Below are 14,373 nucleotides of genomic sequence, written 5' to 3'. Positions count from 1 at the left end.
CGACTCCATCCCGAACTCGGTTGTGAAATGTTGCAGCGGCCACGATACTTGGAGGGTTGCCTCCTGGCACAATAGCTCGATGCCAAGTTTATTTTTACGAGAAAAGCTCTCTTTTTCAACAATTGAGGGCTTTTTTCGTTTTGATTCAAGAAATTGGAATGTATTATTTTTTACAAACTATTTCCTAATATTATGAAATAAATCGAGGAGTTTAGTCCTTTTAGTTTCTAGAATTTATTCTTACCATGTTAGTTACTCGTCAACTTGTATTTAAGCGTTTCTGGTATCCTGTAATACCTATCTCTCGGTTGGAGGATACACCGCAAAGTTTCGTCTTGCTGGGAGAAAAACTGGTTGTTTGGTTGGACTTGAAAGGCCAACCGATCGCGGCGCGCGATCGCTGCTGTCATCGTTCGGCACAATTATCAAAAGGAAAAGTAACGGAAGGAAATATTGCTTGTCCCTATCATGGGTGGGAGTTTGATGAAACAGGAAATTGTGTCAATGTGCCGCAAATTAGCGATAAGGCACAAATTCCCAAAACTTATAAAATTCAAACCTATCAATGTCAAGAACGCTATGGTTATGCGTGGGTTTGTTTGTCCGATGACCCGATACAGGATATACCGCAAATTCCCGAAGCAGGTCGGTCTGATTATCGCTTAATTCCCGAGTTTTATGAGACGTGGAATTGCGCGGGATTGCGGGTAATGGAGAATGAATTAGATCTGGCTCATCCTACCTATGTTCATACTACGACATTTGGTAGCACGGAACACCCCATCCCCGATGAATTAGATATTAAGGATACAGATTACGGTATTAAGGTGCAGGCAAAATTGGGTGTTGTTAATCCAGAATTGCAGAGACAAAATTTAAACATGGAGGATGAACAAACCCATCGCACTTTAGATATGGATTGGTTTATGCCTTTTACTTGTTTGCTGCGAATTAATTATCCCAATGGATTAACTCATATTGTCGTTAATACTGCGACTCCTATCAGTGATTCTTCTTCCCAAATTGTTCAATTTTGCTTACGAAATGACACGGAAGAAGAAACTAAAGCCGCAGATGCTGTTGCTTTCGATCGCCAAGTTACTCTCGAAGATAAAGAAATCCTTGAATCTACGAATTACGATGTGCCATTAAATATCAAAAAAGAACAACAGATGATGACGGATAAACCAGGAATTCTCATCCGTCATAAAATTTCTGCCCTTCTCAAAGAATACGGTGAAACTGAACAAACTAATGGATAGATTAATGAGCAGATTTTTTGAGAAAATTGGCATAAAATCGCCTACTCAATTTCTGATTTCATCCGTTCGAGGGTAGTGTTCATTTGGTCGAACATAGCTTGAGGAGTCATCCCAAATTGACCCAGTTGGGTTTTGAGTTGCTCTACGGTCATTTTTGCCATAAAGTCTTCTGATAACTCAAAGCGTTTCATAAAGATTTTATAGCGATCCATGATTTCTTCCATTCGATCGATAAAGAGCTTTTTCCCTTCGCGATCGAATTTGCCATACTCACCTCCAAGCTGCATGAGGGATTGATAATCTTCAAACAACTTTTTCGCTTCTTGCTGAACAACTTCCGAATCAAAAAATCCCATGATCCCCCAGTAAATCTCTTTTGTTAATGTACTGTAAAATAGTCTATACCAACTTACCTTTATTGTAGGGTAGAGAAAAGTCGGTGGGCAATTCGGTTTTCCGTATTTCCGTATTGAGGGCAAAAGGGAAAGGAGGGGTGAAGCAGAAATCAGAGGGGATCAGCAGGAGAAGACAAGGAAAAATTCTATGTTTAATGTTCTTTGGCAAAAACCCAGAAATCAGAAAATTGCCGTGATTCTAGCATTAGCTGGGACGATCGCACCTATTGTTGGGCTGCACAAGTTCTATTTGCGCCAACCTTTGTGGGGGATTTTCTATTTGATGCTGTTTGCGACTCCCATTCCCCATATTGCTAGTGCGATCGAAGCAATTTGGTATTTATTTTTGGAGCAGGAGGAATTCGATCGCCGTTTTAATGATGGCATTATGGCGATCGCTTCCCAAGCGCCATCTTCTCAAGCATCATCTTCTAAGGATTCTCTCGAACCCCAAAAAGTTAAGGCAATGTCCGAGGCATTGCGCCAATTGGAAGGATTGAGACAGGAGGGGTTATTATCGGAAGGTGAGTTTGAGCAAAAACGCCGTCAGCTTCTCGATTGCTAGGAAGTTATGAATTGGTTGAATTCTCTGGGAAAACTTTCTTCTCAATTTAGTCCTCAACGTGCAGCTATTCAAGACCGAATTTTACAAGATCCTTATTATCGCCTACGATCGCTTTATGAGGTGAATATCGCCGCAGATTTGGGGTTACAGTTAGATGTTAATCGCGCTACTGTTGATGATTGGTTGCGCTTACCGGGAATTTCTATTCATCAAGCGCGATCGCTGGTGGAATTGCGGGGAATGGGGGTACAGTTTTTATGTATTGAGGATATTTCTGCTGCGATCGGGCTTTCTTTTAGTATTCTTAAATCTCTTGAACCTCTGCTTTATTTTTGTTATTACGACCCTGAAAGTCCAGAAAATCCCCAAAGAATTAATCTCAATACGGCAACAGTAAAACAGTTAGAAAAAATTCCCTTGATTGATACTCAACTTGCTGGAATTATTGTTCAAAATCGCCCTTATCGCAATCTTGCAGATCTACAGCAACGTTTAGCTTTGGAAAGTGAATTGGTTTACCAACTTATGTATTATTTTCAGTGGTAAATAATACATAACTCAATCATTATACTGATAAGTTTGTGTTGATTATAATGGTAGTTCAATAGTAAATTCCGCCCCTCCTTCTGGAGGAGAAATATAGGAAAGTTGGCCGCCGTGTTTTTCAACAATGATTTGATAGCTAATGGACATTCCTAAACCTGTTCCTTTACCAATTGCTTTGGTTGTAAAAAAAGGATCGAAAATCCTATTTTTTAAATCTTCTGGAATACCAACCCCATTATCGCAAATTTTAATTGCCACCAAAGACTCGGCTTTCTTTAGTTCTGTTGTAATGGAAATGATACTGGGATTTTCTTGTATCTCTTCCCATGTTCTTGTTTTATCTCTTTCCTCTAGTGCATCGATCGCATTGCCGAGAATGTTCATAAATACTTGATTAAGTTGTCCTGCGTAGCAATTAATGCGAGGAAGATTGTCATAATTTTTAATGACTTGAATGGCTGGAGATTCTGGTTTAGCTTTCAGGCGATGTTGTAAAATTGTTAAGGTACTATCAAGACCTTCATGAATATCAGCATCTTTAAATTCTGCTTCATCCAAGCGAGAAAATGTTCGCAGGGAAAGCACAATCTCGCGAATTCGCCTCGCCCCTTCTTTCATCGAATTGACAACTTTCGGTAAATCTTCCTTTAAGAAATCAATATCTAATTCCTCTAATTGTTCTGCAATTTCTGGATTCAAATCGGTGTAATGTTGGCGATAAATATCTAAGGCAAGAAGCAAATCGTTAACATATTCTTCTACAGGAGTCAAGTTTCCATGAATAAAATTAACGGGATTATTGATTTCGTGAGCAACTCCAGCAACTAACTGCCCTAAAGCGGACATTTTTTCACTTTGGACTAAGCGTCCTTGGGTGCGTTGTAATTCTCGTAAAGTGTTTTCTAAATCTTGTGCCTGTTGCTTCAGTTTGAGTTCGGATTCCTTGCGATCGCTAATATCAAAAATAACGCCATCTAGCCATTTTAATTTTTCCTTTTTAGAGAAAATGCCTTGACCTTTCTCGTAAACCCAGCAAAAACTTCCATCGGCACAAATAAGACGATATTCTATTAAATAAGCCTGTTTAGCTTCAATAGCTTCAAGGGCAATTTTTTCAACCCGATCGCTATCTTCGGGGTGAATGAGACTAGCAAAACTGCGAACTCGATTACTGATAAAATCCGAGGCGGGATGGCCAGATATTCTTTCAATGGAATTGCTAATAAAAAGCATAGTTCGATCGCGATCGCATTGACAGCGATAGATAGCTCCAGGGGTATTGGCAACTAATGTCCTAAAGCGTCGTTCGCTTTCTTCTAAAACAGCTTCGACTTGTTTGCGATCGCTAATATCGAGTACGACTCCATCCCATAAAGTTACGCCGTTAGTTAATCGTTCCGGACGAGAAATTGCTTGTATCCACTTCACTTTATCCGAAGCAGTAACGATGCGGCCTTCCCAGCGAAAATTTTCTAAAGTTTCCGCAGAACGCATAATTGCTTCTTGCAAATTCACAACCTCGTCGGGATGTATCATTTTCAAACCATCCGTTTTCATCGCTTCGGGTTCGATTTCATAAATATCGCGACTGCCTTTAGAAGCATAAGTAAAACCGGCGTTACCATCAGGATCGAGGTAAAATTGATAAATCATCCCTGGAACATTGGCAACTAATTTCTGATAGCGATTTTGGCTTTCTTGTAATTCCCGAGTTCGTATTGCGACGCGAGATTCTAATTCTTGGTTTACTTGTCTGAGTTCCTGTTCTGCTTGCTTGCGATCGCTGATATCGTGCATGGCAACAACTGCCCCCATTTTTTCACCATCAGGATCGAGAATAGGCTGGCCGCTTACTAATACTATTCGTGTTTTGCCTTCTTTGGGGGCAATAACCATTTCTATATCTCTGAGTTTTTCCCCTTGAAAAGCCCGAAATAAGGGAATATTATCTTTTGACATCAAGGTTTTACCATCAGCTTGATAGAGATCGAAACAATTCGCCCATTCTTCCGGGGGTAGGGGCTGAGGTGGGAGTCCGTGAAATTCACGAGTTGCGCGATTAAAAAGTGTTAAAACTCCGGTTTCATTGCAAGCAACAATGCCATCGGATAAATTGTCCAATAACGCATTTAAAAAATTTCGTTCTTTTTGTAAAGATTCTTCGGCGATTGTTCTTTTGCGGATTTGTTCGGCTAATTTAAGGTTGGCTGCTTCAAGTTGGGCTGGACTGGGGATCGCTAACACTTTGGGAATGAGGGGAATGAGGGCGATCGCCGTCATAACGGAAACAATTGCAGTAATGCCTTTAATAGTACCCGATACCCAGTAGTTAGGATGCCATAGGGTCCATACCCCCATTACATGAGTTGCCCCACAGGAGAGAATAAACGCCCCAAACATAAAAAAGAGCCAATTAAAAGGAAGGTCTTCCCGTTTATTGACCAAATAAACCAAAATAATGGGAATTGCACCGTAGGCTAAAGCGATGAGAGAATCTGAGGTCACGTGCAATCCAACTAAACTTGGTTTCCACAAATAACAATGCCCGTGAGGGATAAAAGCAAACATTATTTTTTTAATTATTAATTATCAATTATTAAATTATCAATCAAAAAGACCCATTTTGACAAGAGGTCTTGTTTGCAGAGAAACTTTTATTGTTGATTAGTTATTGTTTACCAAGGGGTACCGATTAAAGTGAAAGAACTCCAATAGTAGGGATGAGTGAAGTCACGATCGCCTAATTCGATTAAGGGTTTATTTAAGGGAATTATTGCCGATAAAGTCACCAATTCTCCATTTTCTAAACGAATCTTTCCCGCAAGCATGGCTAATTGTGCTTGTCTGACGGCTTCGGCTTTAATGGGTGCTGTTTGTAATTGTTCGTAAAATGCACTCATAAATACGAGAGAACCCACATCGCTAATGCGCCACAAGCTCCCTAAAGTGGATTTAACCCCCGCCATCGCTGCAATTCCGGCAAAACCGAGTTCGGCATCGCGATCGCCTAATGCCGTGCGACAAGCGCTTAATACGAGCAATTCTACGGCGGGATCGTGCCAGCCTAATTCTCCCAGGCGATCGATGCCCAAGCGTTCGTTTCCAACTTGAATATAGGACTCGGAGGGGTGTCCTGGCAAGAAATCGCTGTGAGTGGCGAGGTGAATCATGCGGTAGGGGGTGCGATCGCGGACTGCTTGGAGTTTCTCGATCGTAAAGTCTTCGTTGAGATAGCTTTCTCCCTGCCAGAGTTTTCCTGATGAGAGTAAGTCTAACTCGATGGGAACGGCGGGAAGAGGATCGCGATCGCTAAACTTGGAACTTCCCATTGCTAATACTTCCAGTCCGCGAATATCAGCATAACTTAAATCGCTTAAAGATAGGCTAGGCATTAAACTCACACTATAGCGCTCGACGATAAACTTTTCTCCGTCATGTAAGGCAGCGATGGGGAGCGATCGCAGTCCTTCATCGAGAATAAAGGTTAAATGGGTAATCTCCTGTTTCTCTAAATCTGCTTCGAGGGGGGAAATCAACCATTGATAGAGTTTTTGACTGGAGGAGAGATAATCTCTTCTTTCTCTTGCATCAGTGACACCGCGACGAAATTGTTTGGCGATCGCATCTATTTGTCTTCGAGAAATTCCTGTTTTGTAAAGAATAGGTTCTACTGTAGCTGTCACCAACATGAGATATAGTTGGTCTGTGGGTTGAGAGTCTTGGGCGAGGGAGGAAAACCCGAGGGCTGGGGCATAAATGGCGTAAATAATGGAGGGTTTGGCTCCTGTAGCCCGTTCGACGCGATCGAGACTCGCTTGAGTGACACCGATAACAACCTCGCGATCGCTTTCGGAGTTTTGTTCTGAGGTTGGGGTGCGATCGCTTTCTCCTGGTGTTGAGTTTTCTAGACTGCTTTCCTGTAAAGATTTTGCGGTGGGACTTGCATAAGTTTCGGAATCACTGGCAAAATACTTTGCAAAGGCTTGAGTAAAATAGCGATCGATTTGGTCAAAGGTTAGTTCGGTAATTAGGGATGTATTGGGATCGAGAGGATCGAGGGACAAGATAAAGCGATCGCCATCCAATACTCTCGGATCGGCCAAGTTAGAAATTCTCTTTTGTAAGACATCAACGATCAAGTTAGCAATAGTTTGACCTCTACCTTGACTGCTTTGGCTTGTTACATCATTAATACCGATCGATTGACTTGTTACACCATCAATACTAATCAAACTACTCAAACCCACAGTGTCCGTCCCATCAACAGAAACGATCTGAATTTGACCGTCAACATAAGTGAACTGCAAAGAAAAATAGGGCATAATCGCTGTACTGCCATCGCCTATGCCGCCAATAACCCCATTTACGGTGGCATTGCCAATTGTAAAGGGAGTAATGCCTTGTCCGCCATGATTGAGGGTAATTTGTCCTCCGCCGCTACTGCCACCGCTATAAATGCTGAAATTGTTGCTACTATCGCCTAAAAATGTTCTCGTTGCCCGGAAAAACTGCCCGGCGATCGCGTTAACATCTCCTCCTTTTCCTGCTGTACTTGCGGTGTTGATGCTGTTGACTTTTATATCCTGCGGTGCCGAGAGGGAAACTGTGCCACCATTGCTACTATTACTGGAGGTGTCTATATTTCCTGTGGCGATCGCGCCATTCGTGCTAGTTATTGTGACATCGCTGCCGAAGTTGGTAATATTGCTAGTGGTAATATCTTGGCTGGCTTCAAGGGTAATGGTGGCATTGTCAGCACCGATGATATTTCCCCCCGTTGCATCGATGGAACCCTTGCCATTAGGCGCTCTTAAGGTCACGGGATCGTTAAAGGTGATATTATCGGCTACGGTAATTGTACCGCTTCCATCTCCTCGTCCGATGGTAATCCCCTTAAATCCATTATCGATCCGATTTAACTCATTATCCGTTAAAAATATTGTTCCTGCGGATCCCGATCCTCCTAATTGTAGATCGAGAGTGGGGGTTAAAGGTTGCAAGATTAAATTGCCGCTACCGCTTAATTTATCTCCACTACCACTATTGAGATCGAGGCGATCGGTGGTTAGAGTAATATCTCCTGTTCCTGACGCGATCGGTGCTTCTAACCAAATTCCGTCGTTATTTCCACTTGTCCCCGTCAGAGAAATATTGCCTCCTTCTGAATCAATATCTCCTTGAATCCAAACCCCTCGTTGATTACTACTAATTCCCACCATTGTAATATCGCCCCCCTTAGAATTCAAGGAGTCTTGAACGCGAATTCCTAGTTGATTGTAGCTGCTATTCCCTCCATTGAAAACAAGATTTAAAGGTGCGCTTGTTACCGCGCCGTTAATCGCTTTTTTCAGCCAAATTGTTCCCGAAGCAGACAGGGTTAATGTTCGTTCTGTTGCTAAATTAAAAATGAGATCGTCATTGAGGGTAATATAGCCATCTTGGGTTCCTCCCGTTCCCGTTGAGATAGTAACATCTCCATTAGCAAGGGCTGCTAGAATGAGATCGATGCCCAGAGTAGCGCCATTTCCTGTTGCTGTAAAAGGCGATAGTGTATTAATATTGCTATTTCCAGAACCCGCTACAATGTCGATATTGTAGGGATCGATCAGCCATTCTCCACCCCTTCCCACCAACGCAGATATATCAGGAAGAGATGTGACACTTAAACTGGCAAGGCCGCTAGTTTCGATAAATCCTCCATTTCCTCCTGTTTCTCCCCCTCTAGCGCTCAAAATGCCGTGAATGCTGGCATTTTCCGAGGCAAAAGTAATAATGCGTCCCCCATCTCCTGTTTCCCTGGCATCGGCTAAAAGCTGGGAATCCTCACTAATGTAGATTTGACGGGCATTGGGTGAGGTTCCTTGCCCTTGTTGTTCGCCACCCAATAAAATTGTACCGCCGCCCCTGTTTCCCGAAGCATCAATCGTTGCCGAAATTGCCCCAACGCGATCGCCAAACACATTTACCCGTCCTCCCCTTTCTCCCGATACATCTATGCGTCCCGAGGCGATCGCCGTCCCCATCCCCGGAATTTCCGTAGGGGTTTGGTCTCCAAACCCTCCCCCTCCCATCCCCGTTAAAAGCGTCCCCGTTAAAAGTTCCGGTAAAGCGAGAGGCGAAAAAGGCAAAATATCGCCGTCCCTATTGCGAGGGGGTGCAAACTCCAAACTGAGAACATTACCTTCCTGAGATAATCTCACTAAATTTGTACCAGGAACGGCGGTGAGATTAATTGTTCCTTCCGGTGCGCTTAATGTTCCCGTATTGATTGTATTTCCTGCTAATAAAGTCAAAGATTGTCCCGTATTAACAGCAAGATTTCCGGCATTAATAATAGACCCCGAATTGACCAGATCGAAAGCAAAGCGATCGGGATCGCCGACCAAATTTTGATAATTACTACTTCCAATTGCTTCAAACCAATTCTCTTCGCCAAAGCCAATTCCCGTTGCTGTCGTTGCGAAAAAATCCCCCGGTATATTGATGCTTGCATTTTGACCAAAAAGAATCCCCGTCGGGTTCATTAAGAATAAATTAGCATTTCCCCCCGTGACTTGAATTAAGCCATTAATGAGGGAAGGATCCCCACCAACAACTCGCCCTAAAATATTATTGATTTCTGGTGCAGAAAGAAAATTAGCAACTTCTCCCGCAGAGAGGCCAAATTGCTCGAAACTGTGAAATAAATTGCCTCCATTTTGCGATCGCGCCCCTCCTTGAATGTCAAATTGATTACCATTTTGCTGAATGCTTGTTCCTGTCCCATCCGAGGCAGGTATAATGGACTGAGCCGATACAGTGTCTGTTATTGTGCCAATTAAAACCAATTCTATGAATGCCGAAAACGCAACAGAGGCAGTTACGCGAGAAGCCCCTGCGACAATGGTTTTCAAATTAATAGCATAGAATCGGTTGGATTTCATTGCGCGATCGCCTTGCGCGAATCTTGAAAAATCTCTCAGTCCACTCCATGCTATACGCTTTTCCTGAAAACAAATCTTTAAGTTTTGACAAATTTTTGCTTAACTCGATCGTTTTTTTTTCTACTCAAGAATAAAAAGGGTTTGGAGAATAAAAAGGGTTTGGAGAATAAAAAGGGTTTGGAGAATAAAAAGAGAATAAAAAGGGTTTGGAGACCAAACCCCTACTGTAAATCCTGAATCAAATACTCTAAATGATTGCGATCGGCCTGATAGACTTCCCTACAAAAATGGCAGGTTGCTTCTGCACCGTTATCCTTTTCAATCATATCCTGCAATTCCTCGACCCCAAACATTTTTAAGGCTCCCAGAACACGGTCGAAAGTGCAACCGCAATGAAATTGAACCATTTGCACTTCGGGAAAAATTGTTAATCCCAGATCCCCTAATAATTCTCGCAAAATTTCCGGTAGGGTTTTCCCCGATCGCAGCAAAGGTGTAAAACCAGATAATTGCAATATGCGAGATTCTAAAGTTTGTACTAATGTCTCATCCCGTGCTGCTTTGGGCATAACTTGCAGAAGGAGTCCCCCCGAAGCCGTCACCCCTCCTGCTTCCACAAAAACCCCCACCAGCAACGCAGAAGGTGTTTGTTCCGAGGTGACGAGATAGTGGGTGACATCATCGCCAATTTCCCCAGAAACGAGCTTTACTGTACTGGAGTAGGGAAAACCGTAACCGACATCTCGCACCACATAAAGATAACCATCACAGCCTACAGCCCGGCCAACATCTAATTTTCCTTGGGCATTAGGAGGAAGTTCTACTTGAGGATTGTCTACATATCCTCGCACGGTTCCATCTAAACCCGCATCAACTAATAAGCCTCCCAGGGGACCATTCCCTCGAAAACGAAGATTCACCCGCGAGCCTGCTTTTTTCATGCTAGAAGCCAGCAGAAGCCCCGATGACATGGCACGACCGAGGGCTGCTGTGGCAACATAGGACATATTGTGACGCGCTCTGACTTGTTCGGTTAAACGGGTGGTAATTACCCCCACAGCGCGAATTCCTCCCTCAGCAGCAGTGGCACGAATTAGTCGATCGCTCATTCAATTTCACCCTAGGTTAATTTAGACATGAGTATAAACTAATGGGCGATCGCACGGTTTCAACAAAGACTAATTACTACCACCCAATTGAGAGATCTGAGCTTGCAGAGGGGAGGTAATTCGCGCCATCAAACGAGAAAACGGCAGACTTTGAACATAAATCTTACCAGGTCCGGTCATCTTCGCTAAAAATAAGCCTTCTCCCCCAAATAAAAGATTTTTAATTCCTTTCATAAACTGGATATCGTAATCCACCGAAGGGGAAAAAGCGACTAAGCAACCCGTATCAACCATTAAAACTTCTCCCCGCGCTAAATTTTTCTCAATAATTGCTCCTCCTGCTTGCACAAATGCTAAACCATCCCCTTGTAAACGCTGTAAAATAAATCCTTCTCCGCCAAAAAATCCTGCACCCAAACGTTTAGTAAAAGCAACTTTAATTTCAGTTCCACTCGCGGCACATAAAAACGCATCTTTTTGGCAGAGAAATTCTCCTCCTAAAGCAGCGAGATCGAGAGGGATAATTTGCCCTGGAGAAGTGGCTGCAAAGCCTACTTTTGCGCGTTTTTTGCCTCCATTGGCAAAGGTTGTAATGAAAAAGCTCTCTCCTGTTACCATGCGTTTAAAGCCTGAAAATAAACCTCCTCCCATACCTGTTTGCATTTCGATATCTTGTTCCATGTAGGTCATTGTGCCTACTTCTGCTTGTACGCCTTCACCGGGATCGAGTTCGATTTCGACCAATTGTAAATCCGCACCGTAAATTTTGTAATCGATCGCGTCTGCCATTTTGACCTCCAATGAATAATTTATGAATCGAGAATGAGAACCCTGGGTTTATTAAGATTGTAATTGATCCAATCTCGCCAAAACTTTCGTGCTATGAATTACGGGTTGTACGCCAAGATAAATTTCTCTGAGAATTCCTTCAGGATCGATAAGATAAGTATGGCGTAAAGACATAATTCCCAACCACGAACCGTAAAGTTTACTCACGCTGCCATCGGTATCTGCTAGTAGAGGAAATTTTAATCCTTCCGCGTCGCAAAATTCGGCGTGAGAGTCTACATCATCAACACTAACGCCAATAATTTGTGTATTTCTGGCGATATATTTGGGCAAATCTTTTTGAAATCTTTGTGCTTCTAGGGTACAGCCTGACGTAAAATCTTGAGGATAAAAATAGAGAACGACCCATTGACCGAGGTAATCTGAGAGGGATATTTCTCCGTCTCCTGTATTGGTGGGTAGGGTAAACTCGGGGGCTGGATAATTCAGATCCGGTTGTTTTCCTCCCAAGGCGATCGCATCAGGAAGAAAATTCAACCAAACGAAACTAGCACAAAGTCCAGCCCAGAAAAGGTGTATTAGCGATCGACGAGACATAAATTGAGCCTCAATACATTTAAAAATTTTATCGTTTTTAATCATAGTGCATAGATCGTTTTTGGTGTATCAATTGTAATTCTTTCGGCTATTCTTCTCAACGTGAATTTGTGAGTTCTTGCAGTTGGCGATCGCTAAGGGTTTCGGCTGGTTTCAAGATCGAGGGAGGGGAATGTTAGTTAATAAGCCGGATATTTCTAAAAGGCGATCGCTTTGATTTTGGGTATATAATGCCAGAATACTGCGAACTTCTTCTACTGGATGAACCCGACACCAGGCCAAACACTCTTTTTGCATGGCAGCTAATTCGAGATGATACATTTGGGGTACTTCTGATATACTCCACTCAATAATTAAAGCGGCTTCTCGTAATAATTTTACTGTGAGTCGATCCTGTTGGGAAATTGTTGCTTGGGTCGATATTTTGGCAAGAGTGGAGGCCAGATTGCCCAATTTATCTTGCCAATTTAAGTCTTTGATTTTATCGTAAAAGCTGCGATCGATCATTTGAACAAGTTGCTCGGGTGTGGCTGGTTCTCGAATTAGCAGGGTCATACTATTTTAACCTAAGTTGCTAGTTACAAATATTAAGTGTGTCGATCCCCCTAAATCCCCCTTAAAAAGGGGGACTTCCGGATTCTTCCCCCGGCTAAAAAAGGGGACTTCCGGATTCTTCTCACGCCTAAAAAAGGGGGACTTCCGGATTCTTCCCCCGGCTAAAAAAGGGGACTTCCGGATTCTTCCCACGCCTAAAAAAGGGGGACTTCCGGATTCTCCCCCCTTATTAAGGGGGGCTGGGGGGGATCAAATTGATAACTAGCAAGTTGAGTTATTTTAGGATTTTTTGTGGCTTGTGCGATCGCTTTTATAATCTTGGGCTTGATTGGATGCCTGTATCGTTATTTTAATTCTTAACCGATGCAAGGGCGATCGCTTTATCGGTGAGATGTTTCCTTGTTTCCAAGAATTTTAATTCTTGGCTCAAAGCTGAAGCCAGCTAAAGCAGGCTATAATTCTCACATTTTTTTAACCCGTTTGAATGGGTTTTCGCTTTCAGCTAGTGTTTTGTCAAGGTAATTTTGCAGATCGAGTCCGCCAGGGAATCAAATTCCCTGTCTCATACAAAAAGTCCTCTGAAGAGGACTGAATCAACAAGGTTAGATAAAATCGCAATATCCCTAATCCTTCTCTTGGTCGATTGGATATGCTGAACTAAATTCAGCATCCCTCGACCGCTTTCAATGGATTTCTTGTATGAGACAGGGATTTCAATCCCTGGCGGATCCGGCTATACTCGTTATTTTAAGTATGACAGACCACCAGGCTAATATAAGTTAAGTGTCTCTTTTCTCTATCCCCTGCCATGAATGAAGAACGCATACAGGCATATATCGCCTTAATTCAAGCCTTGTTGTCCTGTCCCAATGGGGAAGAAGGGCAAATCCTCCAAGACCATCAGGCGTTAATCGATGAGGGTTTTGTAGTGGTATGCGGAGTGGTTGCGGCACAGTTGCAGCAGGAAGGACTGGAAAACGAGGCGGGTTTTCTGCTCAATCTAGCGCAACAATTAGCAGAATATCTCCAGAATAGCACCCAACCCAATGCGACACGAGAAGACTATTTCCGCTTTTTAATGGAAGTATTGCAAGCAGTAGCTAAAAGTAACAGCGATCCTCAAGTTGTTTATCCGCTATTGGCACAACATCAAGAGAAACTCGATCCGACCTTTGCAGAGATTATCAAACAATGGTTTGAGTCTGAACTTGACCCCAATAATTCTAAGAAAAATCAAGCTCTAGCGGGAACTCTTGTAAATTTTGCTAATTGTATTAGTGAATTTCCGTTAGGTAGTCGTGCCAATAATATTGAAATTGCGATCGCCTGCTACCAAGCCGCTTTACAAGTCCTTACCCGTGAAGCCTTTCCCCAATATTGGGCAATGACGCAATATAATCTGGGTGCTGCCTATAGTAACCGCATCAGGGGAGAGCGGGGGGAGAATCTCGAACTGGCGATCGCCTGCTTCCAAGCCGCTTTACAAGAATATACCCGCGAAGCCTTTCCCCAAGATTGGGCAATGACGCAAAATAATCTGGGTGCTGCCTATAATAACCGCATCAGGGGAGAGCGGGGGGAGAATCTCGAAGAGGCGATCGCCTGCTTCCAAGCCGCTTTACAAGTCCTTAC

10 protein-coding genes and 1 pseudogene are annotated in these 14,373 nt (G+C 43.0%); 4 read left to right on the top strand and 7 right to left on the bottom strand.

The window, feature by feature from the left end; genetic code table 11:
• The first annotated feature begins 245 nt into the window (after positions 1–245).
• Positions 246–1,262 carry an aromatic ring-hydroxylating dioxygenase subunit alpha gene (locus JUI58_RS11735; RefSeq protein ID WP_204103973.1) on the top strand — a complete coding sequence of 339 codons (1,017 nt, stop codon included), beginning with the start codon at positions 246–248 and terminating at the stop codon, positions 1,260–1,262.
• Positions 1,263–1,303: 41 nt separating this feature from the next.
• On the opposite strand, the gene JUI58_RS11730 is transcribed toward JUI58_RS11735, so the two are convergent.
• On the bottom strand, positions 1,304–1,618 hold the full coding sequence (locus JUI58_RS11730; RefSeq protein WP_204103972.1) for a DUF1825 family protein: 315 nt from the start codon (positions 1,616–1,618) through the stop codon (positions 1,304–1,306).
• A 187-nt stretch (positions 1,619–1,805) separates the two neighbouring features.
• On the opposite strand from JUI58_RS11730, the gene JUI58_RS11725 reads away from it, so the two are divergent.
• Positions 1,806–2,222, top strand: a complete 417-nt coding sequence (locus JUI58_RS11725) for an NINE protein (RefSeq protein WP_204103971.1) — start codon at positions 1,806–1,808, stop codon at positions 2,220–2,222.
• 6 nt (positions 2,223–2,228) lie between these two features.
• On the top strand, positions 2,229–2,768 hold the full coding sequence (locus JUI58_RS11720; protein WP_204103970.1) for a ComEA family DNA-binding protein: 540 nt from the start codon (positions 2,229–2,231) through the stop codon (positions 2,766–2,768).
• A gap of 42 nt (positions 2,769–2,810) precedes the next feature.
• Here JUI58_RS11720 and JUI58_RS11715 read toward each other — a convergent pair whose 3' ends face one another.
• From JUI58_RS11715 to JUI58_RS11690, 6 genes are all read right to left on the bottom strand, one after another.
• On the bottom strand, positions 2,811–5,336 hold the full coding sequence (locus JUI58_RS11715) for a PAS domain S-box protein (RefSeq protein WP_204103969.1): 2,526 nt from the start codon (positions 5,334–5,336) through the stop codon (positions 2,811–2,813).
• 107 nt (positions 5,337–5,443) lie between these two features.
• Positions 5,444–9,691, bottom strand: coding sequence for a CHAT domain-containing protein (locus tag JUI58_RS11710; RefSeq protein WP_204103968.1), 4,248 nt, complete (start codon positions 9,689–9,691; stop codon positions 5,444–5,446).
• A 221-nt stretch (positions 9,692–9,912) separates the two neighbouring features.
• On the bottom strand, positions 9,913–10,800 hold the full coding sequence (gene hslO / locus JUI58_RS11705; RefSeq protein WP_204103967.1) for an Hsp33 family molecular chaperone HslO: 888 nt from the start codon (positions 10,798–10,800) through the stop codon (positions 9,913–9,915).
• A 69-nt stretch (positions 10,801–10,869) separates the two neighbouring features.
• Positions 10,870–11,589 carry a TIGR00266 family protein gene (locus tag JUI58_RS11700; RefSeq protein ID WP_204103966.1) on the bottom strand — a complete coding sequence of 240 codons (720 nt, stop codon included), beginning with the start codon at positions 11,587–11,589 and terminating at the stop codon, positions 10,870–10,872.
• Positions 11,590–11,640: 51 nt separating this feature from the next.
• Positions 11,641–12,186: a peroxiredoxin gene (locus JUI58_RS11695; RefSeq protein WP_204103974.1), complete on the bottom strand. Its 546-nt coding sequence runs from the start codon at positions 12,184–12,186 to the stop codon at positions 11,641–11,643.
• A 153-nt stretch (positions 12,187–12,339) separates the two neighbouring features.
• Positions 12,340–12,741 (bottom strand): hypothetical protein, encoded by a 402-nt coding sequence (locus JUI58_RS11690; RefSeq protein ID WP_204103965.1) that lies wholly within the window; start codon positions 12,739–12,741, stop codon positions 12,340–12,342.
• A gap of 808 nt (positions 12,742–13,549) precedes the next feature.
• Here JUI58_RS11690 and JUI58_RS11685 point away from each other — a divergent pair.
• A pseudogene (locus tag JUI58_RS11685) lies at positions 13,550–14,373 on the top strand (tetratricopeptide repeat protein); the annotation flags it as partial.

This window comes from Spirulina sp. CCY15215, assembly GCF_016888125.1.
GTDB lineage: Bacteria > Cyanobacteriota > Cyanobacteriia > Cyanobacteriales > Spirulinaceae > CCY15215.
The sequence above is the reverse complement of the archived record's forward strand: the minus strand, read 5'-3'. Positions and strand labels throughout refer to the sequence as shown.

Bases quoted from the DNA above. Each gene is read 5' to 3' on its own strand.
- hslO (WP_204103967.1), bottom strand. From the start codon at position 10,800: ATGAGCGATCGACTAATTCGTGCCACTGCTGCTGAGGGAGGAATTCGC.
- JUI58_RS11700 (WP_204103966.1), bottom strand. From the start codon at position 11,589: ATGGCAGACGCGATCGATTACAAAATTTACGGTGCGGATTTACAATTG.
- JUI58_RS11690 (WP_204103965.1), bottom strand. From the start codon at position 12,741: ATGACCCTGCTAATTCGAGAACCAGCCACACCCGAGCAACTTGTTCAA.
- JUI58_RS11725 (WP_204103971.1), top strand. From the start codon at position 1,806: ATGTTTAATGTTCTTTGGCAAAAACCCAGAAATCAGAAAATTGCCGTG.
- JUI58_RS11715 (WP_204103969.1), bottom strand. From the start codon at position 5,336: ATGTTTGCTTTTATCCCTCACGGGCATTGTTATTTGTGGAAACCAAGT.
- JUI58_RS11710 (WP_204103968.1), bottom strand. From the start codon at position 9,691: ATGAAATCCAACCGATTCTATGCTATTAATTTGAAAACCATTGTCGCA.
- JUI58_RS11730 (WP_204103972.1), bottom strand. From the start codon at position 1,618: ATGGGATTTTTTGATTCGGAAGTTGTTCAGCAAGAAGCGAAAAAGTTG.
- JUI58_RS11735 (WP_204103973.1), top strand. From the start codon at position 246: ATGTTAGTTACTCGTCAACTTGTATTTAAGCGTTTCTGGTATCCTGTA.
- JUI58_RS11695 (WP_204103974.1), bottom strand. From the start codon at position 12,186: ATGTCTCGTCGATCGCTAATACACCTTTTCTGGGCTGGACTTTGTGCT.
- JUI58_RS11720 (WP_204103970.1), top strand. From the start codon at position 2,229: ATGAATTGGTTGAATTCTCTGGGAAAACTTTCTTCTCAATTTAGTCCT.